This is a genomic window from Bacteroides stercoris ATCC 43183 (assembly GCF_025147325.1).
GTDB lineage: Bacteria > Bacteroidota > Bacteroidia > Bacteroidales > Bacteroidaceae > Bacteroides > Bacteroides stercoris.
Window position 1 is genome coordinate 3050333 of sequence record NZ_CP102262.1, and the last position, 25944, is coordinate 3076276.

27 protein-coding genes are annotated in these 25944 nt (G+C 43.4%); 6 read left to right on the forward strand and 21 right to left on the reverse strand.

Going from position 1 to position 25944, the window contains the following annotated elements; genetic code table 11:
• The first annotated feature begins 25 nt into the window (after positions 1-25).
• The gene (locus tag NQ565_RS12655) at positions 26-1993 is read left to right on the forward strand and encodes a DUF3987 domain-containing protein (protein ID WP_005653723.1); all 1968 of its coding nucleotides are present in this window, start codon (positions 26-28) and stop codon (positions 1991-1993) included.
• 534 nt (positions 1994-2527) lie between these two features.
• Here the strand turns inward: NQ565_RS12655 and NQ565_RS12660 are convergent.
• Positions 2528-2755: a DUF4248 domain-containing protein gene (locus tag NQ565_RS12660; RefSeq protein ID WP_005653719.1), complete on the reverse strand. Its 228-nt coding sequence runs from the start codon at positions 2753-2755 to the stop codon at positions 2528-2530.
• Between the two features lie 199 nt (positions 2756-2954).
• Here NQ565_RS12660 and NQ565_RS12665 point away from each other — a divergent pair, with 199 nt between their 5' ends.
• From NQ565_RS12665 to NQ565_RS12675, 3 genes are read left to right on the forward strand one after another with little or no spacing between them, the layout of a single operon-like run.
• Positions 2955-3425 (forward strand): HU family DNA-binding protein, encoded by a 471-nt coding sequence (locus NQ565_RS12665; RefSeq protein ID WP_005653717.1) that lies wholly within the window; start codon positions 2955-2957, stop codon positions 3423-3425.
• 47 nt (positions 3426-3472) lie between these two features.
• Complete coding sequence (locus NQ565_RS12670) at positions 3473-3580, forward strand: smalltalk protein (protein WP_151871404.1); 108 nt, start codon at positions 3473-3475, stop codon at positions 3578-3580.
• Complete coding sequence (locus tag NQ565_RS12675) at positions 3577-3999, forward strand: N-acetylmuramoyl-L-alanine amidase (protein ID WP_005653714.1); 423 nt, start codon at positions 3577-3579, stop codon at positions 3997-3999. The genes NQ565_RS12670 and NQ565_RS12675 overlap by 4 nt, the downstream gene beginning before the upstream one ends.
• A gap of 142 nt (positions 4000-4141) precedes the next feature.
• Here the strand turns inward: NQ565_RS12675 and NQ565_RS12680 are convergent, their stop codons facing one another.
• The 19 genes from NQ565_RS12680 to lipB form a co-directional block, all read right to left on the reverse strand.
• Complete coding sequence (locus NQ565_RS12680) at positions 4142-4966, reverse strand: glycosyltransferase family 2 protein (RefSeq protein ID WP_005653712.1); 825 nt, start codon at positions 4964-4966, stop codon at positions 4142-4144.
• Positions 4967-4992: 26 nt separating this feature from the next.
• Positions 4993-5964 (reverse strand): glycosyltransferase family 2 protein, encoded by a 972-nt coding sequence (locus NQ565_RS12685; RefSeq protein ID WP_040315604.1) that lies wholly within the window; start codon positions 5962-5964, stop codon positions 4993-4995.
• A 12-nt stretch (positions 5965-5976) separates the two neighbouring features.
• On the reverse strand, positions 5977-7029 hold the full coding sequence (locus NQ565_RS12690; RefSeq protein ID WP_005653708.1) for an EpsG family protein: 1053 nt from the start codon (positions 7027-7029) through the stop codon (positions 5977-5979).
• Positions 7030-7065: 36 nt separating this feature from the next.
• Positions 7066-8025 carry a glycosyltransferase gene (locus tag NQ565_RS12695; RefSeq protein WP_005653706.1) on the reverse strand — a complete coding sequence of 320 codons (960 nt, stop codon included), beginning with the start codon at positions 8023-8025 and terminating at the stop codon, positions 7066-7068.
• Between the two features lie 7 nt (positions 8026-8032).
• Complete coding sequence (locus NQ565_RS12700; protein WP_229100927.1) at positions 8033-8695, reverse strand: LicD family protein; 663 nt, start codon at positions 8693-8695, stop codon at positions 8033-8035.
• A 105-nt stretch (positions 8696-8800) separates the two neighbouring features.
• Positions 8801-9910 carry a hypothetical protein gene (locus tag NQ565_RS12705; RefSeq protein ID WP_005653701.1) on the reverse strand — a complete coding sequence of 370 codons (1110 nt, stop codon included), beginning with the start codon at positions 9908-9910 and terminating at the stop codon, positions 8801-8803.
• Positions 9891-11348, reverse strand: a complete 1458-nt coding sequence (locus tag NQ565_RS12710) for a lipopolysaccharide biosynthesis protein (protein ID WP_005653699.1) — start codon at positions 11346-11348, stop codon at positions 9891-9893. The genes NQ565_RS12705 and NQ565_RS12710 overlap by 20 nt, the downstream gene beginning before the upstream one ends.
• Position 11349: 1 nt before the next feature.
• Positions 11350-12534, reverse strand: coding sequence for a hypothetical protein (locus NQ565_RS12715; protein WP_005653697.1), 1185 nt, complete (start codon positions 12532-12534; stop codon positions 11350-11352).
• Positions 12518-13282, reverse strand: coding sequence for a DUF6564 domain-containing protein (locus NQ565_RS12720; RefSeq protein WP_005653695.1), 765 nt, complete (start codon positions 13280-13282; stop codon positions 12518-12520). Before NQ565_RS12720 ends, NQ565_RS12715 begins: the two co-directional genes overlap by 17 nt.
• A complete protein-coding gene (locus NQ565_RS12725; protein WP_034536326.1) occupies positions 13279-14277 on the reverse strand; it encodes an NAD-dependent epimerase/dehydratase family protein in 999 nt (332 codons plus the stop codon). Before NQ565_RS12725 ends, NQ565_RS12720 begins: the two co-directional genes overlap by 4 nt.
• A gap of 7 nt (positions 14278-14284) precedes the next feature.
• A complete protein-coding gene (locus tag NQ565_RS12730; protein ID WP_005653691.1) occupies positions 14285-15028 on the reverse strand; it encodes a metallophosphoesterase family protein in 744 nt (247 codons plus the stop codon).
• Positions 15021-16154, reverse strand: a complete 1134-nt coding sequence (gene aepY, locus NQ565_RS12735) for a phosphonopyruvate decarboxylase (RefSeq protein WP_005653689.1) — start codon at positions 16152-16154, stop codon at positions 15021-15023. Before aepY ends, NQ565_RS12730 begins: the two co-directional genes overlap by 8 nt.
• Positions 16155-16166: 12 nt before the next feature.
• Positions 16167-17468 carry a phosphoenolpyruvate mutase gene (gene aepX / locus NQ565_RS12740; RefSeq protein WP_005653687.1) on the reverse strand — a complete coding sequence of 434 codons (1302 nt, stop codon included), beginning with the start codon at positions 17466-17468 and terminating at the stop codon, positions 16167-16169.
• A gap of 551 nt (positions 17469-18019) precedes the next feature.
• Positions 18020-18349, reverse strand: a complete 330-nt coding sequence (locus NQ565_RS12745) for a type II toxin-antitoxin system RelE/ParE family toxin (RefSeq protein WP_005653685.1) — start codon at positions 18347-18349, stop codon at positions 18020-18022.
• Entirely contained in the window at positions 18340-18570 is a 231-nt protein-coding gene (locus NQ565_RS12750; protein WP_005653683.1) for a hypothetical protein, read from the reverse strand. Before NQ565_RS12750 ends, NQ565_RS12745 begins: the two co-directional genes overlap by 10 nt.
• A gap of 88 nt (positions 18571-18658) precedes the next feature.
• Entirely contained in the window at positions 18659-19753 is a 1095-nt protein-coding gene (locus NQ565_RS12755; protein ID WP_040315603.1) for an MraY family glycosyltransferase, read from the reverse strand.
• Positions 19754-19844: 91 nt separating this feature from the next.
• Positions 19845-20321: a UpxZ family transcription anti-terminator antagonist gene (locus tag NQ565_RS12760; RefSeq protein ID WP_005653675.1), complete on the reverse strand. Its 477-nt coding sequence runs from the start codon at positions 20319-20321 to the stop codon at positions 19845-19847.
• A 38-nt stretch (positions 20322-20359) separates the two neighbouring features.
• Positions 20360-20959, reverse strand: coding sequence for a UpxY family transcription antiterminator (locus NQ565_RS12765; RefSeq protein ID WP_016662914.1), 600 nt, complete (start codon positions 20957-20959; stop codon positions 20360-20362).
• A gap of 317 nt (positions 20960-21276) precedes the next feature.
• The gene (gene lipB / locus NQ565_RS12770) at positions 21277-21945 is read right to left on the reverse strand and encodes a lipoyl(octanoyl) transferase LipB (RefSeq protein WP_005653663.1); all 669 of its coding nucleotides are present in this window, start codon (positions 21943-21945) and stop codon (positions 21277-21279) included.
• Between the two features lie 246 nt (positions 21946-22191).
• Here lipB and NQ565_RS12775 point away from each other — a divergent pair, with 246 nt between their 5' ends.
• Both NQ565_RS12775 and NQ565_RS12780 read left to right on the forward strand, forming a co-directional pair.
• Positions 22192-23367 carry a glycerate kinase gene (locus NQ565_RS12775; RefSeq protein ID WP_005653657.1) on the forward strand — a complete coding sequence of 392 codons (1176 nt, stop codon included), beginning with the start codon at positions 22192-22194 and terminating at the stop codon, positions 23365-23367.
• 44 nt (positions 23368-23411) lie between these two features.
• Positions 23412-24245, forward strand: a complete 834-nt coding sequence (locus tag NQ565_RS12780) for a helix-turn-helix domain-containing protein (RefSeq protein WP_005653655.1) — start codon at positions 23412-23414, stop codon at positions 24243-24245.
• Positions 24246-24249: 4 nt separating this feature from the next.
• On the opposite strand, the gene NQ565_RS12785 is transcribed toward NQ565_RS12780, so the two are convergent.
• On the reverse strand, positions 24250-25914 hold the full coding sequence (locus NQ565_RS12785) for an HAD-IC family P-type ATPase (protein WP_005653653.1): 1665 nt from the start codon (positions 25912-25914) through the stop codon (positions 24250-24252).
• Positions 25915-25944: the final 30 nt, after the last annotated feature.

The window sequence follows — 25944 nt, forward strand, 5'->3', positions numbered from 1 at the left end:
CAGATAACTCATAATTTATAACCCCATGACCAATATCCTATCCGATTTGCGCCGCCTCACGGAAGCGGTTCACGCAGCGGGCGCCGACATCGCGCCCACCTACAGAGAGTATGTACAACTGGCATTCGCCATAGCCACCGACTGCGGCGAAGCCGGACGCAGCGACTTCCTGATGCTGTGCAGCCTCTCTGCCAAATACGATGTGCACGCGGCAAACAAGCTCTTCAGCAACGCCCTGAAAACAAACAACAACAGCGTCCACATAGGCACCGCCTTCCACCTTGCCGAACTGTGCAACGTGCGCCCCCGCCCCGCAGAGAAGCCACGGCAGGACGCTCCCACGGGTACACTTGGTACGCCGGGTGCACCGTATCCCGCCGCCTCACACACGCATGCGCACGGTTATTATAATAAGGCGGAGATGCCTGCGGAAGAATTTCCGGAAGCGCCCGCAGCCAGCCTTCCCGCCGAAGCAGCCGATGCCGGAACAGCAAACTCCGGAACAGCCTGCTCCGGAACAACCTACCCCGGGACAACCTACCCCGAAGCAGCAGACCCCGAAGCAGCAGACGAGGAGACCTGCCGGGGCAGCGAACCCCTCACCCCGCTGCCCTGCTTCGACAACCGGACGCTCTGGCCCGCACCGCTGAACGAAATTACCGCCCACGGCACCACCCGCGCCCAGCAGGACATCATGCTGCTGGGCGCCGTCACCGTGCTGGGCGCCAGCATGAACAGCCACGTGCGCTGCGCCTACGGCGGCAAGATGATATCGCCCAGCCTGCAAACGTTCATCGTGGCCCTGCCTGCCTCGGGCAAGGGCGTGCTCTCCCTCGTCCGCCTGCTGGTGGAGCCTATCCACGACGAGATACGCCTGCACACGGCAGAAGCCATGAAGCAGTACCGCAAGGAGAAGGGCGCCTACGACTCGCTGGGCAAGGAACGCTCGCAGGCCACCCCGCCCGCACTGCCGCCCGACCGCATGTTCCTCATCTCGGGCAACAACACCGGCACGGGCATCCTGCAGAACATCATGGACTCCGAAGGCATCGGCCTGATATGCGAGAGCGAAGCCGACACCATCTCCACCGCCATCGGCTCGGAACACGGCCACTGGAGCGACACCATGCGCAAGGCCTTCGACCACGACCGCCTCTCCTACAACCGCCGCACCGACCGCGAATACCGCGAAGTAAAACGCAGCTACCTCTCCGTCCTGCTCTCAGGCACTCCCGCCCAGGTGAAACCGCTCATCCCCACCGCCGAAAACGGCCTGTTCTCGCGCCAGCTCTTCTACTACATGCCCGCCATCCACAAGTGGCAGAACCAGTTCGACCGGCAGGATACCGACCTCGAAACCGTATTCACCGGCCTGGGCATGCAGTGGCGCGAGCAACTGAAACGCATCACCGCCGGCGGCCTCTTCACCCTGCGCCTCACCCCCGAACAGAAGGAGCTGTTCAACAACCTCTTCGCCAACCTCTTCATCCGCTCCCACCTTGCCAACGGCAGCGAAATGGCGAGCAGCGTAGCCCGCCTTGCCATCAACATCTGCCGCATCATGCAGGTAGTGGCCATGCTCCGCGTACTCGAATCGGACGACATCGCCCGCTCGCCCCACCTCACCCCCGACAAGGACATCTCCGGCGACAACCTCAAGGACGGCATCATCACCCGCTGGGACATGACCATCCTCCCCGCCGACTTCAACTCCGTGCTGGAGCTTACCGAAAGCCTCTACCGCCACGCCACGCACATCCTCTCCTTCCTGCCCGGAACCGAAATCAGCCGCCGGAGCAACGCCGACCGCGACGCCCTGCTGCAAAGCATGGAAAGGGAGTTTACCCGCTCCGCCTTCCTGCTGCAGGCCGAAGCAACGGGCATTAAACCCGGAACGGCATCCACATGGCTCAAACGCCTGGTGAAGCATGGGATGATAGAGAGCGTGGACGGAAAGGGGACGTACCGGAAACCTCTACCTAATGGGATGTGACAGGTTTGTGGGTGGTTGTTTTGACATGTTTTCTGTGTATATACTATACGTGCGTGTGTGCGAAGCGGACGACGGGGGTGATTGTTGTGTACCAATTGTGTATTTGGAACGGAGGTAGAGACAGAAGAACAAAAGAACAGAAGGAGAAAAGGAGAAAAGAACAGAAGAGTGGAAAAGGGAGGGGTTTCGGGTAAGAGGGTCTTTGGGGTAAGAAAGGACTTCGGATAAAAAAGGACTTCGGGTGGGAAGGATGGAAGGTAAGGTGATGTTGCCGGAAACGGTCGGTAACGTTACTGAAGATGAAAAAGGATGAAAGGTTGCTTCATGTTTTCCTGGGGGCTACTCCGGCAGCGTAGAGTAGAACTTTAGCGTTGCAGAGTAGAACTTTGGCTGCGTAAAGTAGAACTTTAGCAACGTGGAGTAGAACTTTGGCAACGCAAAGCATCCTTGAGTGGACAGAGGAGGATTCAGGCTATGAAAGGCGTTTTTTTCTGTTGTAGATGCGGTTGGTATGTGTCGGGCTGCCGGGGGAGGTCAGTTCTCGCCCGGTTCTCCCAACGCCCCGACAATCAGCCCTACCTGTGCGGGCGTGTATGTCCTCGATTTTGGCGAAAGCCCTAAGGCAAGCAGTTCTTCCCGCAGGTTCGGATAGAGGTCTATCCATTGGTTCAGTTTACGGAAAGCCGCTTGCGGGCACAACTCCGGACAGTAAAGCTGTGCAAGTTCCGTGCGTCCGAATGTGCGTATTTTAAAATTCGTCATAATCCCTGATTCTTTGGTTCTTACAGAGCAAAGATACGGAAATATCTCCACACTTCCGCATCTATATCCGTATATAACAACCTACAACAGACCATAACGTACCGAAAGTGACAAACCCTCTTCCCGCGCATCGTATCTTCGTAACGTGATCACAAAGAGAGTTGAAAACAAGAATTAAAAACCCAAAAACTTAAAGATTATGATTCGTTACAAGAAGTATCAAATGACCGGTGAAAACCACCCCCTGAAAGGCTTATGGTATGCCCGTCCCCTGATTGAGGACACGTTCGACACCGAGAAGCTCGCCAAGCACATGTCAAACCACAACACGCCCTACTCGGCAGGCTTAATCAAAGGCGTGCTTACCGACATGATAGCCTGCACCAAAGAGCTTATCCTGGACGGCAAGAACGTGAAACTGGACGACCTCGCCATTTTCTCCGTAGGCATCGTCAGCCGTAAAGGCGCTGCCTCTGCCGACGCCTTCACCCTGGCGGACAACGTAAAGGGCCTGAAGCTCCGCGCCCGTGCCACGGGTGAGCTGAGCAATGCCCAAATCAATCTGGAAGGCCAACTGAAAGAAGCGTCCAAGTACAGCCCGGACAACAGCGGCGCGGGTGGCAGCACCCCCGGCGGCGGCAACGGCGAAGAGGAGAATCCGTTAGGATAACAGAAGCAACAGATTATCAACATTATCAACATTAACACCAGAAGAACATGAGCACAAAATCAAAATCCGTATGGGGCATTGTCCTCAAAACCATCGTAGCAGTAGCCACTGCCCTGGCAGGGGTATTCGGTTTCAGTTCCTTCACAGGCCGATGAGAATCATCACGCTTGCCATCATTCACTGCTCGGCCACGCCCCAGGGCGTGCGCCTGAGCTTTGACGACTGCCGCCGCGAGCACATCCGCCGCGGCTTCAGCGACATCGGCTACCACTTCTACATCACGCGCAACGGAGAGATTCACCGCGGCCGCCCGCTGGAAAAAATCGGCGCCCATTGCCAAAACCACAACCGGCACTCCATAGGCATCTGCTACGAAGGCGGCCTGGACATCCGCGGCACACCCGCCGACACCCGCACACCGGCACAACGGGCATCGTTAGTGGCACTGCTGCGCGAACTGAAACGGATTTTTCCGAAAATTCTGGTAGTGGGACATCATGACCTGAATCCGATGAAGGAATGCCCTTGCTTTAATGCGGTGGCGGAATATGGGGGGCTGCCCAAACTGAAATGAGTGCTCCGAAAAGTTACGGATTGTAGCTATAACAACATGAAAGGGTCGTATCAAACTCCGTTTGGGGAGTGATGATACGACCCTTTCTTGAATATTTTTGAGTCTATTTCAGCCTTTCCTGAGTCTTCCAGGATATTCTAATCTATTTCTTTTGCGACAAAGCATCCAGGCATTCTTTGTTTCTCTGCATTCTCTTTTTATCAAATACCCATCCCCACTTATTAAAATATTGAATAGCAGAGCAAATATGATATTTCAATAATTTCCAACTTTTATAAGAGCCTTTTTCATATCCATGATACACAGATGCCATAGGATAGAACATTGTTTTAGACACCTCTCCTATTCTACGGCATAAATCAACATCCTCAGAATACATAAAAAAACGTTCATCAAAACCACCTACCTTTTTTAAAACATCTACTCGCATAAACATGAAGCATCCGGACAGCACCGGAATCTCCATTATTTTGTCATACCCCATAGCATGCAATTCATATTTATAAGCACGTTTCTCCTTATATTTCTTTATAGGAATAAAACGTCTCCCAAACAAATCCATTGGAGAAGGCAACAACTTACATAGATACTGGATGTTACTGTCTGAATAAAGGATTTTGGGCATAACCTGCCCCACATCGGGGTTATGATTCATGTATTCACAAATTTTCGTGACAGCATCAGCCTTAAACTTTATATCAGGATTTAAAACAATATGATAACAAGCATTTTTCCTTATAGCTTCGCGAATGGCGATGTTATGCCCTGCACCGTATCCCAGATTCCGGTCGTTAAAGACATAAAAAACTCTCTTTTTATCAAATTTTGCGACAAAACTTTCCAGTTCCCTATTAGGGGAGTTATCTATCAGATAGAGAAAGGAAATACAGCTATCCAATACACTGGAAACAACCGTATTCAATTCATCTTTTGCTGTCTTATAAAGAACAATAGAGGAAGTTATCATTAGTTTTCAGAATATAAATGTATTTGTTATTTTAAATTTAAAAGTAATCTTTGCATTGTAACGTACAGATGTAGCATATAAAAACGGCGTTTTCTCAATAAATATAAAAAGCAACGTTTTCTTAATGGTAAAAGCTTTATATATTTATTTTCATACCACTGAGGTATTTTTCTTTCAAAACTGCATATAATGTCCTTAACAACTTTTTCATTTACTCCTGCATCTATTGCCTTAAATACAGCACCGTATAAAACCAAATGAATACCTCTATATGTTTTTTCTTCTTCAAACTCAACCGAAACATTTTCATATATGAAAGTAAAAGCATCTACAAAACCTTGATAAATACGTTTGTTTTGAGAAGTGGAAAGAGACTGTTCACGATATAGATAATTATAAAACGGAGTAGGAATATATGTAACCTTATGTGATAAAGATATTAATAATGGAACGGCTGCCGCATCCTCCGAGTTATACAACGAGGGTAACTTGATTTTCTTTATAATGTCCGATTTTACGACAAGTGCACACAAAGAATCAAAAGCTATAGCTACATAATCTTTAATGGAACGCGCTTCATCCAAAAAGCGGGTACACTGTATATGCTTCCTTTTACCACTTTTATAATTCCGATAAAAGTCGAAAAAAATCATATCATAATCATCTGTTGACAGCTTTTGATAAATATTCTCCAAAAAGCATTTTTCATACCAGTCGTCACTATCCATAAATGTTACGTATGCTCCTTTAGCGGCAAGAACTCCCGCTTCTCTTGCCTTACCCGGACCACCATTCTTCTCCATTCGTATCAAATGAGTATTTAATTTGGTCTGTTCACAAAAGGTCCGCAAAAAATCATAAGTATTGTCTGTGGAACAATCGTCAATAAAAATAACCTCAAAGTCTGCAAATATTTGCTTTTCCAATGAAGCAAGGCAACGCTGCATCAAATTGGAAGAGTTATAGCAAGGGATTATAACGGAAAAAAAAGGATGCATTTTAATAAATCTTTAATGAATAAGTAATTGTCCGAAAATAGTCTGGTATGGGTACACATTCAATATATTTCGTTCAAAGAAGAAAACAGACAATAAAAATAATGAAAAGACCACCAGTTTCCTATATTTCGAATCCAACTGATACAAAGCTGCCATATTGAACAAAGCCACAAAGAGGAATAAAGTATTTAAACGTCCGAAGATCTGTACCTTTATAGTCAGAATATTGACAATTACATAAACTAAATTTAATAATATAAGATACAGATTTTTAGGATTCTGTTCCAATAGTTTCTTTCTGAAAAAGAATATAACAAAAGGTATTGACAGTCGAATTAGGACTCCCAAGCCACTGCCTATTTCAACCTCCGAATTCCAGTCTGTATTCATATAACCTCCGTAACGGGGTATCAATAGCATTGCAACTGTGAAAATCACATTAATAAAGTTAAATTTAACAACAAGTATATAAAAAATAAATATCAGTCCATAGATATAAATCGGCTTGCCTAGTTTGAATTTCTTAAAAGGATAAGTGAGTAATGCAAATAACGCAGAGAAATGAAATAACAAGGATGAGATACCGTATAAATATGTCTTAAGTTTATTGTCTGAATATAAATAATAATATAACGCACATATTAAGAATGTTACAGCCAAAAATTGACGAACAAAAGATAAACTATCAATATATACATACAGAGTATAAAAAGAACTTATTAGAAAAAAGCTTTTTCTCCCAATACAAAAAGATATAGGAAAATACATTACGAAAGAGGTCAATATAAAAATCCATTGTGTCTCTAAATCAAGATAACGGGCCGAATTTTGCAACAACAAAAAACCTGGTTCATCAATATAGGCATCAACCAAATTATTGTATATTTCTGAATAATTCCCATAATCATAACCAACCTCGTATCTTATTGCAGCAGGAACAAATAAAGTAAAGAAAAATAACCAACGAGCCAATATGCGATGACTCCTATTGTTGCTGAATTCTGCAATATATCCACAAGCAATAGAATTTAATAATATGATATTATAAATCAAAAATGAAAACATTTTCTATAAAGAGCAATCGTATTGACCGATATTTTTTTAATTACTATATTTTGATTTCAGAACTTTTTGAACCCAAACAGGAAAAGCTTTATAAAACCACAGATATATATGAATATAAAAATAATGGCAGGTATCCCATCCGAAAATTCTATCAATGCTTTTCCTGTCAGAAACAGTCAGGCTATTGTCTTTTAGAATTCTTCCTATCGAAACACTTGTCCCGACAATGGCCAAATATCCTATGTTTTTTTGAGTCTTCCTACGAAGTTTTTTACTACTCAATTTTAACAAGTCCTCCGCTATAAACAATATATCATGAAATTTCTTCAACGTATATTCCGAACGAATAATAGAGCCTTGCCTCAAGTAGTAATTATAAATACAGATGTTTTTATAATATATAGCATTAGCATGCAATAACATTTTAGGCATCCAATTTACATCTTCAAAAAAAATACCTTTTGTAAAAAAAAGGTTATTATCCAGCAGAAAACTCTTTTTATAAATACCTTGTACAACCAAAATATTGATAGATTTTACGTAATACCGGTTAAAATAATCTTCACCGGTATAAACACGACTTTGCTCCTCGATTATAGCAGGTAGATAATGCCTGTTTTCGCCCTCTACAATATTAGAATAATTGCCTACAAGAACATCTGGAAGAGAATTGTACCCACTACGGAAAAGAGTAACCAAATTCTCAGCTTTAATAGTATCATCACTATCCAAAAAATAAACATATTCTCCACAAGCGTGCCGTAAACCGACATTTCTTGCTTCACCCAGGCCTTGATTATCTTGGTTTATAATCTTTATGTGAGGATATTTTTTTGCATAGTCTTCTACTATAGCCATACTTCCATCAGGCGTTCCATCATTGACTATTATTACCTCACAAGCTAAACCCAAGCCAAAAATTTTAGAAACACTATCCAAACATCGGCCTATATATGCCTCTACATTGTATATAGGAATGACAATAGATAATTCCATTGAATATTTAATTATATATTATACACTTAGCCGATATTTCTTCTTGAGAATACCAAGTTAGATTGGGAGAGTCTGTTACATAATTAAAATTAGGATCTGGAGTCATATAGCCTTCACCATAATTAGCCTTCAAGTACTCATCTGTATTTGCCGGTATTTGCACAATGGTATTTTTAAAATTCATCTCAGTAAATCCCTTACACGGCGTTTTTATCTCTGCCACAATAGCCGGTAACTCAATACCTTTTTCCAATAAAATATTTGGTGGACAACTGAAAGTATATGTATATAGATTGTCTGTATCATCTTTTTTATAATAAAAAAAGAAATCAAAATTGACATCCTTATATCTATAGGTCAATTCCCTCCCATATTCATGCCCTGCAATAAAAAATTCTCGTACAGAAGTGAAGCCGTTTTCCTGCATAAGTGTTTTTATTTTATCATAATCAGTACCAAATGCTCCAAAATCCATATCAAAATCATTTTTTATAAAGTCAGAATCACGATAAGCCCCCAATAAAGTCCCAAAGTCAAGCCAAACATGTATTCCATTCTTTTTAAGAAGCTGAATAACTGTATTAAAAACAACATCCGAGTTTTCAAGGAACTTTACCTTCTCTTCAGCTATTACTAATTTTCGGTGATAACTTAAGAAAGGTTCAAGCATTATCTTAAACAGATAACACTTTTTCAAATAAAAAAGAGTTTTGGTTATAAAAAAGCGCATATTTTCTTTACTTTAAAATTAATGTTTCTAATGTTTTTAGAATCTCTATATTCTGTTTTTTAAATCGGATATATATTTCTTCAAATCATTTTTATCTGCAATGAGAAATGAATAGATAACAGGGCGCATAAAACCGGAAATTATGAAACCGTACTTTTTTTCAAGAGACAGAAAATTTGTGTTTAATAATTCATTGAACTCAATCATATTCTTACAATACAGTTCGTATCTTTCCTTACGGTAATTTTTTCTCATGGCGTGTAAATGAAACCAAAGAAATCCTCCCCAATATATTTTTTCAGAGCTTCTCATTATCTCTACTATTCGGTTTAAATCCTTTTCATATAAAGGCTGATAATAAGTCTTACCAGATATTGGGAAAATCAAATGATCGCCAGAACCATTGATTGGTGGTTGTACTCCATTATCATATGTACCCGCTGCCACTCCTATCCGAGTCGATTTGAAAATATTCAGACCAGAAAAAGAGGATATAACCTTATCATTTTGTATCTTCTTTTTTGTATAACGTTCAACCATAGTCATCAACTTTTCAGGGAAAAAAAGCGGAGCGACAAAACGGTTAAACAAAAACGGGAGCTTAGCAAAAAGACGTATCAAAAAGAAATAGTATTGATATGATATATTTTCACTCAACGAGATAGCAACCTTCTCCTTACACCGATACAAATCACAAAAAGCCTTGAGTTTATCTGTAAAGTATATCTGATCTGCATCAATCTTCATTGCATAACGATATTGTGCCTTAGATAAAGTATAGTTATAATAATTGGCTAACAAATGCACTGAGTCCATAGAATAGCTGGTAGCAAGTTCATAATCCGCATCAGATAACTCATGAGACAAGATTTTAGGCTTATAATAATATATTCTAATCTTATCGGGATATTGTTTCTTCTTTTGAAGGATTATGTCCAATGTATTATCTACGCTATCCTGATATGTTATCACCAGCTCATCCAATGCCTCAATGCAGGAATCTATACTCTCAGCAACAAAATCCGCGTCATTCTTGATTCTTAATAATCCTGAAACCCCGACAGGTTTTACCCTGTCAAAAGATGAAATTTCAACGGAATAATCTTTTTCTTCCTTTTCTTCGAATACCCAATTATTATCTTCTACTTTTGACATAACAGATTATTTTTTTGCTGTAATTTACCAATATAATACTTTCTCTAAATTTAAATATGAATAATCCTGCCAATACAAAAAGCACAGCTATAGGAATCTCTATCGCCACTTTTGCATATGCATTATCTATTAGCAATCCCACTCCATATATAAATATACCCATTGATACTGAAATCGTTAAAACCGGCAGCAACTCTTTCCACTGTTCTCGCATAGACAGAGATATAACCTTAGAGGTGAAAAACATACCGACAAAAACATTGAAAAGTAAACTTACTGCAATTCCTGCACACATAGCTTTTATCCCCAATGGAATGGTTAACAGCAATACAGCTACAGAATTGATTTTTTTTAAAACTTCGGATTTCAAAACATAATCCGTACGTCCTACTGCATTCAATACTAAATAGTTGAAGTTTATCACAGGATACCACATATAGGCAATACATAACAACTGCAATAACACAGCAGCAGGACTCCACCTATCTGTTAAAACTATATTTATAATCGGGTCGGCCAAACAGCATAACCCAATCATTAAAGAAAATATCAGCAAGCAAGTCAATCTTAAATAATGTATGTAATGTTGCTTCAATATTTCCGGTTTTTCCTGCTGAGCACACAATAAAGGATAAATAACCCTATTTATAATGAAAGTTATATTATATGACGGTAATTGAGAAAAGACGAAAGCCCTATTGTAAAAGCCGACCTGGTCTGCCGAGAATTTTTTACCAATAACCAATGTATACAGATTGGTATATATAGTTTCCAATAATCCTGACAGCAATAGTTTAGAACCAAAATTAAACAACTCTTTAAAAGATTTCAAAGAAAAAGATAACAAAGGAAACCATCTGACACAACACCATAGTAGAACAACATTTAGCATATTGTTAAGCAAAGTTTGAACCACTAAAGTCCATACCCCATAACCTGTATAAGCCAAATAAACACCAACTCCACCACTTACAACAACAGCTGCCAAAGAAATAATAGCTTGCAATTTAAAATTCATATCTACCGTTAGTTTCGTAATCTGAACTATCGATAATGAATTAATTATTAAATTCAAACTGATAACTTTAGTTAGTAATTCAAGCCTTGGCTCACTATAAAATGAGGCTATAAAAGGGGAACTTACATATAATATTGCATACACAACAACTCCTATTAAAACATTAAAATAAAAAGCTGTAGAATAATCAATATTCGTCCGTTGTTGTTTATGTATCAAAGCATTAGAAAAGCCACAATCAATAAAAGTCTGAGCTATAGCCATAAAAATAGAAAGCATAGCAATCAAACCATAATCCGATGGCTGAACCAAACGAGCTATGATGACACTTAAAATCAATTGGATTGCTTGCACAGAGAAACGTTCTATTGCACTCCATAGAACTCCTGATGCCGTTTTCCTTCCCTCTCCCTCTGACATATCAACAGTTAGTAGCTGGCTTTATTATATTGTCAATAATATATTGTCCTACTTCATCAATATCATTAAAATGAACCTCTAACGGCAAATCTTTACCCCAAACGTTCTTCACTTTTTCCACCAATTCCGGTGTATAATAAAGATTACCTTCTTTTATATCCGCAACTCCATCCAGATAAATAGACTCTCTATTAATCATACGCATCTTTTCCATAGAAAAGATAGATGTGTCAAAATATGACGTTGCTACCGAACCGGTAGCATCAATTATATAGGGATAACCACCTATTTCACCGTTTACTCCAGGAGTATGAATTTTCACCTTCTTTTTATTAGAAATAGCATCCAATATGGAATATATGATATTGAAATTACTGGAAGCATTCATCATATTACGCTTTTGGTCAACAGGCATAGGAATCATACAAGCTTTTAATAAAGCATCCTTATCTATAGGCAGAGAATCACCCCGATAGCGAACATCCAACAATATATCAACCCCTTCGGAATGCCCTTCCTTACTAATCACAACATCATGAAAATGACTTACGCACAATGTAATATCAATCTCATTCAGATTCTCTATTCCATATTTATCAGCAATGTAAAATTTCATTCTCGGAATCAAATGATTCAAATTACCGCTTCCAAAATCAAAATAGGCATTCCCTGCTGATTTCAGCCAAGGAATTACGGCATCTGAATAAGAAGTATTTATAGATATAGCATTGCAGTCTGCCGCTTCATACGCTTTCATAATATTACGGGCATAACGAATGGACAAAGGAGTCCAAATTCCATAAGCACGCAAATTATTCCAAGAAAGGCTTCCATACTTTAACCCCGAATAAACACGGCTACTATTAATTATAAAATCAGGATGCCATTTGTCTAAACATAATGCTATAGATGAAACGTCTTCCAAATTACAATCTGCCTCCACATCTATCTTGCTTCGTAACTGACCGCGAATAGCAGCTGCCGTTCTCACAATATTGACATCCTTCTGCATTTTCTCTGCATTACGACCTGCAACCACTATGTGCAAGCGCTTGTCAGACAGGCTTATCAAATAATCTAACAAGTACACTCCTACACTGCCCAAGCCTATTATCATAATAGTTACGGGAGTATCAGTTTTCATTTTGGCCTGTAGCAAAGCCAATTTCTCATTTATTGATTTCATGTTGTTTTATTAATGAATAAACAATATTATAATCAGATACAGTATTACAATTATACCATGTATCAACAGGGACAAACTGCATAGTATCTAAAGGTAAACTTCCAAAATAACCTTGAATAATTTCAAGATTAGTACCACGAATTTGGGTTGGAATCAGGTTTCTTATGACTCCTGATAATCTCTCGACAGAAAGGAACTTCCAGATTTGTGCCGAATTATATATGGCTTGAAACGGTTCTGCAATCTCTAACGACAAATGCTTGGTATCATAAAGATAATGTATATGACCGTTCATATCTACATATAAAACGACGGATTTTCGGGAAGTAATAAATTCACGGTTAGCTGTAATAACATTGTTGTTTGAAGAAATAACCTGTTCGAAGCTACCTCCATCATAAAACAGATCTCCTTCCACAAATATTACTTCATCACATTCCGATGGAACAGCCTCTATTCCTTTTATCAAACTATATCCCGATCCGTAATCTTCATAATGAGAATTATAGACCAACTCTATCTTATCTTTGAATTCCTGCAAATTACAATTTATAAAAGCGGACAGTTCTTCAAACAAATATCCGCCTACAATTATATATTTGTCAAGACTACGGGCTTTATCCAAAATCTGATAAAGCAATGAGTATCGAGGATTTTCCTGAAAATAAAGACACTTCAAGGTATCTCGAGAAGTATCCTTATTGAATCGGGTAGCTGTGCCCGCTACTGTTATTATTAAAGCTTTCATCTGTATTTAGAAAGATTTTGTACACACATATCCAACCCCTCCGATAATGAAACTACAGGTTTCCAGTTTGTACGTTTGCGAATTTTATCAGTATCCAATATCCTACGTTCCGGATCAGAAGCGCGATACCCCTCAAACTTTATTATAGGTTCGGCAATATTCAACTTATCGGCTATCAGCTTCACTAAATCAATAATTGAAACTTCTTCATCCGTAGCTACATTATAAACTGTACCGTCCAATGCAGAGGTAGAAGCCATCAACTCTAAAACTGCACGACAGCTATCTATATTATGCAGAAAAGAACGCATATTCTTTTTTGAATTTTCTAATAATATAACCTCACCGGTTTTCGATAAACTATCTATGATATGAGGAATTATGTGTTTGGCAAAACGCTCATGATTACTATAAACATTGGCAAAACGAATGGAACAACCTTTTATCAGCCCTTTATCCACCGCATCTTTCATAAAGAATTCGGTAAGTAATTTCCCTACGGCATAGCTGGTTCTCTGACTGTGCTCAGCTGTGGCAAGCAGCAAAAAATCATCTTCCTTTACTCCACCGCATTCATTCCAGGATTGCATGGAATAAACTTCCGAAGTAGAACAATTGATATAAGTATCGGCATGTACAGAAATTGCCTGTTGCAAAAAAGAGCGCATGGATACGACATTTGTTGTAAATGTATGCTCAACCTCATAAAAATGTTCTGTATGTACTACGGCCGCACAATTAATATATATAGTCCTTGCATAATCCTGCTGAATCCTCCCGACTAAACGAGATATTTCAGACATTTGCTCCACATTATTCAAATCATACTCATAGAAAAGAAAATTCTTATTGTTCACAATATCTTGCACAGCATCTATAGAACTTGCAAAAAAGTTGTCAAAGCCAATAACAGTATGCCCGTCATTCAAAAGTTGACGGGCAAGTTCATTACCGGTCATACCGGTAACGCCGCTTATTACATATAAATTCTTCATATCCAATTTAAACTCCAAGAATTAAACGTTCCTTATAAAACACATCCAAAAAATCCGGATATAGTCGATATTCTGCTTCAACATCGTACTTTACCGCATTATAATGTACCTTGCCTGTCGATAGTTCAAAATAAACATATTGGGCACAAGGATTTTGATTGCGTGGTTGTCCTACAGAACCGGGATTTATGAAAACTGTTTTTTTCTTATTACGCAAGCGAGGACATTCATCCGGATAAAAACATGACATATTATGAGGAAGATGGGTATGCCCCGAAAAAACATAGTCATAATTACGATAATAAATATTGGAAAAGGCATCAGGTCCTAATTTTCCCCAAAAAACATCATTTATACTCCCATGAAGAAACAATAGATGCTTGCCCTGACACTCTATTGCATGTAATCCTGTTGAAATCATATTTTCTTTTATGTATAAAAGAGAGGCTTCGCTCAGAATAGAAGAAGTATATTGAAGCATTTGTTTACCACGTTCCGTAGAAAAATGGCTCAAATCACCATCAAGCAAAGCCTTTTCGTGATTTCCCATCAGATTTACAACTACAGGGTAGGAAAGTTTCTCTAATTCTGAAATCACTTCATTGGGACGCATCCCGTAGTTAATGATATCCCCTAATATAACAACTGCATCCGGCAAATATCCCTGTGCTTGAATGTCAGACAAGACAGCTTTTAGCGCTGTTAAATTTGCGTGAATATCGGATAATATAACAAATTTATCTTTATTCATTATGCGAGAGGAATTCCATGAAACATTCCTTGTTTTCCAGTGTGGTAGTAGTAGGACGACCTAAATCTGTACGAGAATCAATCTTTACCTTCAACTCAAGCAGTACGGGACCATCTAACAATTGTAAATGTTGTAAAGCTTCCTGTATTTCAGACTCTGAAGTGACAGAAAATGCATGACGATAGCCACAGGCTCTTGCTATTGCAGGAATATCAAGTTGGAAACCCAATGTAGGCTGCCCCCCAACAGATTCGTGAGCACCATTATTAAAAAGAATATGATAATAATTAGCAGGAGAAAGACTGCCAATATTACTAATAGCGCCCATATGCATAATAAAAGCACCATCACCGTCTAGACAGTAAACTTTACGCTCGGGATGTTTTAAAGCAATTCCCAAAGCGATAGAAGAACTGTGTCCCATAGAGCCTACAGTAAGAAAATCACGACTGTGTCCATGTCCTTTGACCTCACGGTATTCAAACAATTCACGTGAGAGCTTGCCTGTAGTAGAAACGACAATATCTGTTTCGTGTAAATGATCTATAACCAGCTTCAATGCATCTTCGCGAGATAAAGGATAAACATTGTTCTGCTTTTTCTGAAGTTTATATTTATCAAAAGTATCTTTACGGACCACTATGGCATGAGGAACAGATTTCTCATAAGCAGACACAATAACTTCATGAATCTGAGCCAATGCTTCATCTTCATCCATGTCAAGAATGATATAGGGAATTTTCATAGCTTCCAATAAATCCAAAGTAACCTCACCTTGCTTTTTATGCTGAGGTTCATCTTTTGTTCCAGGCTCACCGCGCCAGCCAACCATTAATAAAATAGGAAGACTGTAAACTTTTTCATCGGCAAGAGACAATAGCGGATTCACCGTATTACCCAAACCTGAGTTTTGCATATATACCAAAGGTAGTTTACCGGAAGCCATATAATATCCTGCAGCAATACCAACAGCAGTACCTTCATTGGCGGCAATGATATGTTTGCCAGCAGAAGCATGATCTGTAATATAAGCGCAAATGTTCTTCAACAAAGAATCGGGAACCCCGGTAAAAAAATCTACACCGTGGGCAAGAAAAAGATTAAAGACTTTCTCGACATTCAGCATACTGTAAATATATTATTTAGTACCAGGAATCAATTCCAAAATCTCTTTAATAGGCATGCATAAATCACGGACTTCCTGAGCTCGTCCGTTTTCCAAAATAGTACATGCAACCCGCATCATGGCCGGATAAGCAGCACGAAGCATGTGATTGGCATAAATTACCACATTCACCCCCCACTTACGAAGTTCGCTTTCGTGAATATGATCATATGTAGTAGGAACAACAACAATAGGAACGTGGGCATACCTCTGACGAAAAGTAAGACAGAATTCCTTGATATCTTCACCGGACTTATTTTTACTATGAATCATAATACCATCAGCACCCGCTTCAACATAAGCATAGGCGCGTTCCAAAGCGTCACTCATAGGTTTGCCGGCAATAAGGCTTTCAATACGGGCAATAATCATAAAATCCTGAGTAACCTGCGCTTCCTTACCTGCTTTTATTTTCGCACAAAAACCCTCAATCGTATCTTGAGTTTGAATTGCATCAGTACCAAAAAGAGAGTTTTTTTTCAATCCTACTTTATCTTCGATAATAATCGCAGAAATACCATGGCGTTCAAGCGTACGAACTGTGAATGTAAAATGCTCTATCTTGCCACCTGTATCGCCATCAAAAATGATAGGTTTAGTAGTACATTCAAGGATATTATTCAAATCCTGCAAACGAGTTGTAAGGTCAACGGCCTCAATATCCGGTTTACCTTTACTGGTAGAATCAGTCAAACTGCTGGACCACATACCGTCAAAAACTTCACGTTTATCACCTTTCTGGATTTCAAGATTCTCAATAATAAGTCCGCAAAGACCATCATGCGCCTCAAGAATACGAACAATCGGTTTAGCATTTATTAAACGGCGAAGAGTTTTTAAACGAATATCAGGAGTTGTTCCAATAGATTTTATCTCTTTATCAAGAGAAGAGGAATTTATACCTTTCGTATATGGTATTTCTATCACCTTTCCTCCTTGCTCATTCATTACCTCAAATACCTGTTCACGAATTTCACGCAAAGGACCGTTTTTCCAATCATCGCCGTGAATGATATAGTCCGGTCTGATACGTTTTAAATTATCAACATAACTCCACTCTTCCTGAGGGATTACTTCTGAAACTCCCTTAATATTCTCCACCACTTCTTTACGCTGCTCGTATGTCAGATAAGGAAGGCGCTTATGTTCTGCAATGGCCTTGTCTGTCAAAAGACCAACTATTACATCGCCATATTTGGTGGCTTCATTAATGATATGGATCAGACCGGGATGCATAATGTCAGCGGTCATACCAATATAAACTTTCTTATTCATAAATTTTATATAAGTTAGTTATTATGTTAGCACTAAATTTGAACATATCGTGAAAAAGGAAGTAAGCACTCTATTAATTGCATACGCCTTCGGGAACACTTGTAAAGCACTCCAATCGTTTTTTACTAATTAATACGTTTTGATTTTGATATTAGCTTGTAGCTAAAGATTTTATCAGCTGTCGTGTTAACAAAGTCATGACAACTATTAAATACCCTTGGAAAGTGATAAATTACCGTTATCTCAACTTCAACATCACTGGCATAATGAAGTGAATTATTGCATTGAATAGCAAACTTCTGCTGCCCATCATTCAAACTAAATTCTGATAGAACCCAAGTTTGGTACTTGAAATAAAATCTTTTAGTCCTTCACTGTTATACATAACATTTTAGTTTGTAGCAAAAGTATCGCTTTTAAAGGAGAAGCCTAAACAGAGGGCTTACTCAATAACTCAAAATAAAGACTTAATTTTAAAAGTTTATGGACAAACTAAGATTTGCATATTTATGTTTGGGGAAGCATCAGAACCGGCTTCCGAACAATGCCAACTATCTTGACTGTTTTAATATTTCTGCTATGGTATGACGAATCATCTCCGGAGATTGCCGTGTATCCAAAATAGAAATAATCAAAATCTCGTTTCGGGATATGGCATAATAAATAACATTAGGAGTATTTATCAAATAACGGACATCGTATTTATCATCTGAAAAATAGAAATCGCGCATTCCCATACAAGGGAAAGAAGCCAACAGATTTATGTGAGATGAAATCTTGTATTTTACTTTTGTTGCAACTGCCTTTCCAAATAAAGAATCTACCTTCTCCAGCAAAGAAACGAAATCTTCTATGGCAGAAGCCAGCCATACTATTTCCATCCCATTCGCAGGTTAATCATCTCATCTACCTGTGAATTGGGAATACAATGCCCTGCACGTTGTTCTTCTATGGCAAAATCCACTAAATTACGCATCATCTCCTTAGGTAAAGAAGCTATGAAATCATCCACATTGCGGCAGGACGATTCGTATGCCATAGCAGCCTCATTGGCTGATTGAGGCTCCGGCTCTTGATTCTTATACAACTTGGCTTCGTTCATCGCTCCTTAATTTTCTTCAAAAATAAACCTAAATATCGGAAATACCTAAGGTTTACTCACTTATTTTCTTCACTGTATTTGCAATCATCTATCGTTTCCTATCTCTCAAATAATCCCACCACAGATTCAATCCTACCCAAATCACAATATCGGCAATCAGCAGCACCGTATTGTTTATATAAGGAACCAACAGGATATTGGCCGCACTGAAAGCGCAGGACATGGAGAGCAGACTCAGCATCGCCCTTCGCGGCGACAGCCCTATCGCCAGCAGTTTATGATGGATATGGTTCTTGTCCGGCTCGAAAGGGCTGTGTCCCTCGCGGATGCGGACCAGGACGACACGCACCACATCGAACGCCGGAATAATCAGGGTGCTGAAAGCTATGAGAAAGGCGCCTTCGGTGTAAGGCATGATATCCGTGTTGTGCTGGCTGTACTTTATGGCAAGGAAACTGAGGGTATAGCCCAAGGTAAGGCTTCCCGTATCGCCCATGAAAATCTTGCGGGCACGCTCCACACTGCCGAACACGTTGTAATAGAAGAACGGCACAAGCACGCCGAAAGTACCGGCCGAAAGCATGGCATAGCTCCACAGGCCCTTGCTGATGAACAGGAAGGTGAAAACCAGCAATGCCACACTGCTCAAGCCTGAGGCAAGACCGTCGATGCCGTCTATCAGGTTGATGGCGTTGGTGATGAAGACCACCGTAAGCACAGTGAAAGGTATGCCGACATAAGCCGAAAGCTCGTGTATGCCGAACAGGCCGTACAAATCGTTTATCCAAAGTCCCGACAAGGGGAAAAGGCAGGCACAGAAGATTTGGATGGCAAACTTCTGGCGGTAGCGCACACCGACAAGGTCGTCGGCAATGCCCGTCAGGTAGAGCAGCGTCATGCCGCAGGCAAACAGCAAAAGTTCCGGAAGCAGATAGCTGGCATAGAGCGTGGAAATGCTGTTACCGTCCAGCAGGCGGAAAGCATAGACAAGGCAGAAAGCAAACAGGGTGGTGGGGAAAAATGATACGCCCCCCAACCGCGGGATAGCTCTCTTATGTATCTTACGGTCATCCGGTATGTCAAAAAGTTTTTTGCGCAGGGATATCAATAGGATACGCGGTATCAGAATACGGGCAATAACTGCCGATATCAGAAAGGTAAGAATAATAAAAATGAAGTTCACGGCAATAACTGTTGTTTAGTAATTAGCGGTTGATAGCTGAAAAACATAAACGCTTACTGACAGGGAGAGAGAGGAAAATTGTCAGGCAGAATCAATCTATAATCTCGAAAGGGTATTGATTCTCTTCCATATTCTTCAACTCGCCGATGATTTCCTTCTGCTCCGGCGTCAAAGAAGCCATATCCCAGGTATTGATAATGGAGTGGGCCTCAGCGGCAAGTTTTTCTTCGTATACCTCGCCGTAGCAGCAGGTTAGAAGACGCACTTTCAGAAGCGAATCCGGAAGCTTGTCGAGAACATTCAGGCAACGGTCGAGCAGGCGCTGGATATACTGCTGCTTGCGGCCATTGTCGTAGAATGTGGCATTCAGGGCTACGAGAATGGAGAGGCAAAGTTCGGCTTCCTCTTCCGGCGTGTTGCCTTCCAAGGTGTTGTACAAATCAAGCGCTTGCTCGTAAACTTCGCGATTCAGACGGGCAAAGTGATCGCTGTAAATGGGACTGCCGTCCATGCCCAGATTCAAGAGTTCATGGGCACGGACGTACAAAGATGAAACGTGTTCGTTCATTTTTATACTGATAAATAAATTATTGAATTACAAGTGTTTCAGATTACACCTATCGGTTCTATAAGCGAAGAGTGAATAAATGTAGTGGCTACTGCCATGACGCCTTCTATGTTTACCACCACACGGCGGTCGTGGCGCAGACGGACAAACTCGCCCACGGCTCCTTCGAAAACTCCGCCCGTGATGCGTACTTTGGTTCCTTTCACCAGTTTCAGTTCTTCCGGCTCCACGTAGATGACGGCCTCGTCGTACGTGCCTGCAACCAGTATGAAGCTGCGCATCTGCGCATCCGGAATAATAACCGGCTGATGGGTCTCACGGTTCATGATATAGCGTACCGGTATGTTCAGAACCGGATTGTTTTTGATTTCATCGATACGGGAACGGGTGGAACGGAGAAATACCAGGTTGTGTATGGCGGGAACGAGCTTGCGGACGCGGCGTTCGTTCCTTATGACATACTCGTAGCGCATGGGGATGAAATTCTCTATATTTTCCTTGTCGAGATAGTCCTTCAAGGACAATTCGCGGCTGTATGTTACGCGGACGGCATACCAGTGCAACTGGCAATCCTTGTGGGACTGACACACAGGGGCGTGCTGCAATTCTGCTTGATTATTGTCTGACGGACCGGGCATTACAAAATACGGATTGTAAGAGTTTGAGGAAAACACCACCTTGTGAAAAGGACGTTCTTTGGGGACACCGGTTCAAGAGCACTCTTTCCGGTCAATTCATGTAATGCAATTATAGTCAATAGTTTAGTCTGCATCCATATTATCCCAAAGCTCCCCACTATCACAGAAAGAGAACGTTGAAACAGTTATGTGATCAATAAGCCTTCGGGAAGCCGCAAACGGATGAAACAGATACATTTCCGGACATTCCCGATTAATGAATGCAAAGATATGGCAGTTTTTTGTATTGGCAAAACATTTGGTGGAAATTCTTCGGTTTACCGCCTGCCTTCAAGCATGCCTTTCAGTTCAAGGCAAAGCCGCTGTTTCACTTCGTCTGCCGGCACTTCCCGTCCCAGCTCCTTTTGAAGTGAAGTCACCCCTTTGTCTATGAACCCGCAAGGATGGATATAGCTGAAATAGCGTAAATCCGTATTGACATTGAGCGCCAGGCCATGCATCGTAACATAATGGCTGCTGCGCACACCGATAGCGCAGATTTTACGGGCACGCGGCGAATCTCCGTCCAGCCATACGCCGGTGGCTTTCTCCACACGCCCGGCGGTTATCCCGTAGGAAGCGCATACGCGGATTACGGCTTCTTCCAGCAGATGCACATATTCTTTCAAGCCCAGAGAGAACTCCTCCAGGTTCAGGATAGGATAGCACACAAGCTGCCCCGGCCCGTGATAAGTGATGTCGCCGCCCCGGTCTATGTGATAGAGCGAAGCGCCTATGGCACGCAACTGCTCTTCGCCCAGCAGCATATTGGTTTCCTTACCGCTGCGTCCCAATGTATATACATGCGGATGTTCGCAGAGTACGATACGGTTCACATACTCCTCTCCTGCCTGCTTGGCATGCACAAGCGCATCGAAACACGCCGTCTGCCTGTCCCACGCCTCGGCGTAGGGAACGGTTTTCCAATCAGATATTTCCAGTTTCATAAGACAAACATACTATTTTACCGCCCAACCGCACGTGGCATGATTGGAGCACATGTCCGGAGCTTCATCCGGTCCATGCAAAGATACGAAATCCCGGAATTATACAAGCATCCCGGGCGCAGGCTTTTTTCATAATCTGACCATCGTCAAGGCACGAAGATTATTTTTCGGACGAAAGCATGCATTACCTCCCCCCTATTTTATAATTTTGTTGCCACATTATATATATAATATAAATTGAAGAGCATGAAGAAAATCGTTGTAGCACCGGACTCGTTCAAAGGCTCCCTGACTTCGGCCGAAGTGGCCGATGCCGTGGAAAGAGGAATCAAGGATGTTTTCCCGCAGTGCAATGTCGTCAAAGCCGGTGTGGCGGACGGGGGCGAGGGAACCGTAGAGGCCATTGTCAAAGCGGTGGGAGGAGCTATGTACACAGCCTCCGTTACAGACCCCTTGGGCAGACCGGTAAAGGCAGCCTACGGCATTGTAAGGTCAGGCGGCGTGAAAACCGCCGTTATGGAAATGTCTGCCGCCAGCGGACTGCCGCTCCTGCTTCCCGACGAACTGAACCCGTGGATTACTTCTACGTACGGAACCGGCGAGATGATTTCTGACGCGCTGAACAGAGGATGCCGCAAATTCCTGGTCGGAATAGGCGGCAGCGCCACCAACGATGCGGGCACAGGCATGCTCTCCGCATTGGGAGTGAGATTTCTCGACAGCCGCGGACAAAGGCTGAAAGGCTGCGGCAGGGATTTGGAATCCATTGTCCGGATAGACATGTCGTCTCTGATGCCCGCAGCACGGGAGTCCGAATTTATCGTGGCTTGCGATGTCAACACCCCCTTTTGCGGACCGGACGGAGCTGCCCGTGTCTTTGCTCCCCAGAAAGGAGCGGACCCTCAAACCGCGGAAGCCCTGGACCGCGGCATGCGTTCCTTCGCCCGGGTGATAGCCGGACAGTTCCAGACCGACATAGTCCCCCTGAGCGGAGCCGGTGCAGCCGGCGGATTAGGCGGCGCCTTCAAAGCCTTTTTAAATGCCAGGCTGACCGCAGGGATTGAAATGGTGCTCGACGCCATTGCATTCGACTCGCTTCTCGAAGGAGCGGACCTCGTCATCACGGGCGAGGGACGGATAGACGCCCAGACAGCAGCGGGAAAGACAGCAGCAGGAGTGCTGAGGCATGCCGCACGGAAAGGAATCCCCGTCATCGCCATAGGCGGGTCTGTAGCGATGTGCCGGGAGCTTAAAGAGATGGGATTTATCGGCATATATTCCATCATAAACGCTCCGGTGAGCCTTGAACAAGCCATGCGCCAGGATTGGGCCACAGCCCGCATCCGATGCACGGTAGAGCAAATCCTGACCACCATGAAACATTGCGCCGGGACATTGTTGTTTCAAAAAGGCGGAGATTGAAAAATAAAAGTGTAACTTTGCACAGACCAAAAACGACAACGCTTATGGAATTTCCACACGTCGACCTCCCTGTAGACCTGATTGCATGGACAGATGTCACGGAAGACATCCTGAACATCTACAAGCAATCGTGCCGGCTGAAGGCATGTATCTTCGCCTTGTGCACCGAAGGTTCCATCACGGTATCCATCAATCTTATAGATACCGAAATCAAGCAAGGCGACTTCATCATACTGCTTCCGGGCACCATCATCCAGTTTCACGGGCAGAAGGAGAAAGTGCGCATCTGCTTTGCCGGATTTTCCGAACATTGCCTCAACGGAGTCAACATCATCCAGTCCACCATGAGCTCGTACTCCAAGATTATAGAAGCTCCCGTGATACCGCTCAACGAAACCCTCGCTTCCTATTTCCGGGATTACTTCGCATTGCTTGCCCGCATATCCACAGGGCCGTACATGCCCAAGACGCGAATGGCGCAGAACGTGCTGGACACCCTGCTTTATGGTGTCAACGAGCTATACAGCAACCGTCCCGACTCCCAAAACAGGATTAAAAGCCGGAAAGAGGAAATCTGCCGTGAGTTCATACAACTGGTCATCGAGAACTACACCACCGAACGCCGCGCGCAGTTCTATGCCGCGAAGCTGGGCATATCGCTGCAACACCTCAGCACCACCATCAAGCAGGTGACCGGGAAGAATGTGCTGGACCTCATTGCGCATGTCGTCATCATCGACATAAAAGCCAAGCTGAAATCCACGGACATGACCATCCAGGAGATAGCCTATTCGCTGAACTTCCCCAGCGCCTCGTTCTTCGGCAAGTATTTCAAGCGGCACTTGGGAATGAGCCCGCTGGAATACAGAAACAGCTAACCCCCTACCCCTTCACCGGCATGATGCAGGAGAGCGCTATGACCGTTACAGCCAGCATGGGCGTCAACAGTATTCCGTACACCGGATAGAGAATGCCCGCAGCTACCAGCACGCCTGCCAGATGAAAGGCCGTTGTCCGGAAAAAGTTACGGCGCATCAGCCGGAGCGTATGGCGGGACAGGCCGAAGAGCCGGGGGAGCGACTGCAAATCGGCGGATTTCATCACTATCATAGCCTTGTCTGCCAGCCCATCACCGGCACTTGCACCCGCGGCAATACTTACATCGGCGGCAGCCAGCGCCTGTGCGTCGTTGACGCCGTCGCCCACCATAACCACCTTCTTCCCCTGCAAGCGGAGTTCGCGGATAAAGGCCTCCTTATCCTCCGGCTGGGCGTCGGACATGTAACGGATGATGCCCAGCTTCCCCGCTATGGCCGAAGCGGTACGCTCACCGTCGCCCGTCAGCATACAGATGTCCAGCCCCTGCCCCCTAAGCTCTTTGACTACCCCGGAAGCGGTCGCTTTCAGTCTGTCCTTGACGGCTATTATGGCAAGCAGCTCATCCTCACGCCCGAAGTAAACGATGCTGTTTCCCTCCGATTCATACTCCACCAGCATATCTCCCAGCACATCGGAAAGATAAGCCCGATAATCTTTCAGCAGCTTATGGCTGCCCACCCAATATTCCGTACCGTTGCAGAGGGATTTCACCCCCTTGCCTTTCAGCACCCCGCAGCCGTCCAGCGGTGCGGGAGTTATGCGTTCTTCGCGCAGGGCGGCGGTAATGGCTGCTGCCAGCGGGTCGGGCGAGTTCATTTCCGTAGCCAGCAATATCCGCTTGAAATCCTCTTCCTGATACTGCGCCCACAGCCAGGCGGTGACCGTAGGCTGCCCCTCGGTCAGCGTGCCGGTCTTGTCAAAGACCACTACATCGGCCTTGTCCAGCCGCTCCAGCGCCAGGGAGTCCTTTATCCGGATGTGCATATCGGCAGCCCTGCCTATGCCGCGCGTCAGGGCAAGCGGAGCGACCAGCCCCAGCGCACACGGGCAGGCGACGATAAAAACGGAAATGACCGCATAGAACGCATGCGGCACAGCGGTCATGCCGCCCCAGAATATCCAGATAAAAAACACGGCAACCGCCGTTCCCGCCAGGACGGGAAAGAAAATCCGGGCTATGCGGTCTGCACCGTGCCGCTCTTCGGGCAGGAAGCGGAACACCTTGCCGGTGAGCCCCACCGCTACAACCAGCACCGCCACTTCGTAGTAGACATACGGGTGAAGCCCCACCCTGATCCAATAGTCCGGAAAGAACGTGTTGAACAGACTGAAAAGGAAAGCAACGGAAGCGCCGAAGGCAATCAGCGTATCCAGCCCGATGCGCCCCGCACAAAGCTGCTTCCGGGCGGCCGCATAGAAAGCGTTTCCCGGAAACAGCAGCACAAGGGCAGCCAGCGACATCTGTATTTCGTTGACATAGGGCACCTCACCGCCGAAGACGGAAAGCAGCGACAGCAATACGGCAAGCGCCCACGCGGCGGCGGCCTTCATCTTCAGGCAGCGGTACCGGCTGTTCCGTTCTTCCATCTCACGTTGTTCCATACTACCGGCATGTTCCGCGCCGTGCAGTTTCTGCGCAGAACATACGTTCTTCAATATATTGTTCATTCTATATAAACTTTAGGGGGTTGTTACTCT

What these genes read in the sequence shown, in the direction of transcription:
- NQ565_RS12655 (WP_005653723.1), top strand. Translation starts at nt 26, where the DNA reads ATGACCAATATCCTATCCGATTTGCGCCGCCTCACGGAAGCGGTTCAC.
- NQ565_RS12660 (WP_005653719.1), bottom strand. Translation starts at nt 2,755, where the DNA reads ATGACGAATTTTAAAATACGCACATTCGGACGCACGGAACTTGCACAG.
- NQ565_RS12665 (WP_005653717.1), top strand. Translation starts at nt 2,955, where the DNA reads ATGATTCGTTACAAGAAGTATCAAATGACCGGTGAAAACCACCCCCTG.
- NQ565_RS12670 (WP_151871404.1), top strand. Translation starts at nt 3,473, where the DNA reads ATGAGCACAAAATCAAAATCCGTATGGGGCATTGTCCTCAAAACCATC.
- NQ565_RS12675 (WP_005653714.1), top strand. Translation starts at nt 3,577, where the DNA reads ATGAGAATCATCACGCTTGCCATCATTCACTGCTCGGCCACGCCCCAG.
- NQ565_RS12680 (WP_005653712.1), bottom strand. Translation starts at nt 4,966, where the DNA reads ATGATAACTTCCTCTATTGTTCTTTATAAGACAGCAAAAGATGAATTG.
- NQ565_RS12685 (WP_040315604.1), bottom strand. Translation starts at nt 5,964, where the DNA reads ATGCATCCTTTTTTTTCCGTTATAATCCCTTGCTATAACTCTTCCAAT.
- NQ565_RS12690 (WP_005653708.1), bottom strand. Translation starts at nt 7,029, where the DNA reads ATGTTTTCATTTTTGATTTATAATATCATATTATTAAATTCTATTGCT.
- NQ565_RS12695 (WP_005653706.1), bottom strand. Translation starts at nt 8,025, where the DNA reads ATGGAATTATCTATTGTCATTCCTATATACAATGTAGAGGCATATATA.
- NQ565_RS12700 (WP_229100927.1), bottom strand. Translation starts at nt 8,695, where the DNA reads ATGCTTGAACCTTTCTTAAGTTATCACCGAAAATTAGTAATAGCTGAA.
- NQ565_RS12705 (WP_005653701.1), bottom strand. Translation starts at nt 9,910, where the DNA reads ATGTCAAAAGTAGAAGATAATAATTGGGTATTCGAAGAAAAGGAAGAA.
- NQ565_RS12710 (WP_005653699.1), bottom strand. Translation starts at nt 11,348, where the DNA reads ATGTCAGAGGGAGAGGGAAGGAAAACGGCATCAGGAGTTCTATGGAGT.
- NQ565_RS12715 (WP_005653697.1), bottom strand. Translation starts at nt 12,534, where the DNA reads ATGAAATCAATAAATGAGAAATTGGCTTTGCTACAGGCCAAAATGAAA.
- NQ565_RS12720 (WP_005653695.1), bottom strand. Translation starts at nt 13,282, where the DNA reads ATGAAAGCTTTAATAATAACAGTAGCGGGCACAGCTACCCGATTCAAT.
- NQ565_RS12725 (WP_034536326.1), bottom strand. Translation starts at nt 14,277, where the DNA reads ATGAAGAATTTATATGTAATAAGCGGCGTTACCGGTATGACCGGTAAT.
- NQ565_RS12730 (WP_005653691.1), bottom strand. Translation starts at nt 15,028, where the DNA reads ATGAATAAAGATAAATTTGTTATATTATCCGATATTCACGCAAATTTA.
- aepY (WP_005653689.1), bottom strand. Translation starts at nt 16,154, where the DNA reads ATGCTGAATGTCGAGAAAGTCTTTAATCTTTTTCTTGCCCACGGTGTA.
- aepX (WP_005653687.1), bottom strand. Translation starts at nt 17,468, where the DNA reads ATGAATAAGAAAGTTTATATTGGTATGACCGCTGACATTATGCATCCC.
- NQ565_RS12745 (WP_005653685.1), bottom strand. Translation starts at nt 18,349, where the DNA reads ATGGAAATAGTATGGCTGGCTTCTGCCATAGAAGATTTCGTTTCTTTG.
- NQ565_RS12750 (WP_005653683.1), bottom strand. Translation starts at nt 18,570, where the DNA reads ATGAACGAAGCCAAGTTGTATAAGAATCAAGAGCCGGAGCCTCAATCA.
- NQ565_RS12760 (WP_005653675.1), bottom strand. Translation starts at nt 20,321, where the DNA reads ATGAACGAACACGTTTCATCTTTGTACGTCCGTGCCCATGAACTCTTG.
- NQ565_RS12765 (WP_016662914.1), bottom strand. Translation starts at nt 20,959, where the DNA reads ATGCCCGGTCCGTCAGACAATAATCAAGCAGAATTGCAGCACGCCCCT.
- lipB (WP_005653663.1), bottom strand. Translation starts at nt 21,945, where the DNA reads ATGAAACTGGAAATATCTGATTGGAAAACCGTTCCCTACGCCGAGGCG.
- NQ565_RS12775 (WP_005653657.1), top strand. Translation starts at nt 22,192, where the DNA reads ATGAAGAAAATCGTTGTAGCACCGGACTCGTTCAAAGGCTCCCTGACT.
- NQ565_RS12780 (WP_005653655.1), top strand. Translation starts at nt 23,412, where the DNA reads ATGGAATTTCCACACGTCGACCTCCCTGTAGACCTGATTGCATGGACA.
- NQ565_RS12785 (WP_005653653.1), bottom strand. Translation starts at nt 25,914, where the DNA reads ATGAACAATATATTGAAGAACGTATGTTCTGCGCAGAAACTGCACGGC.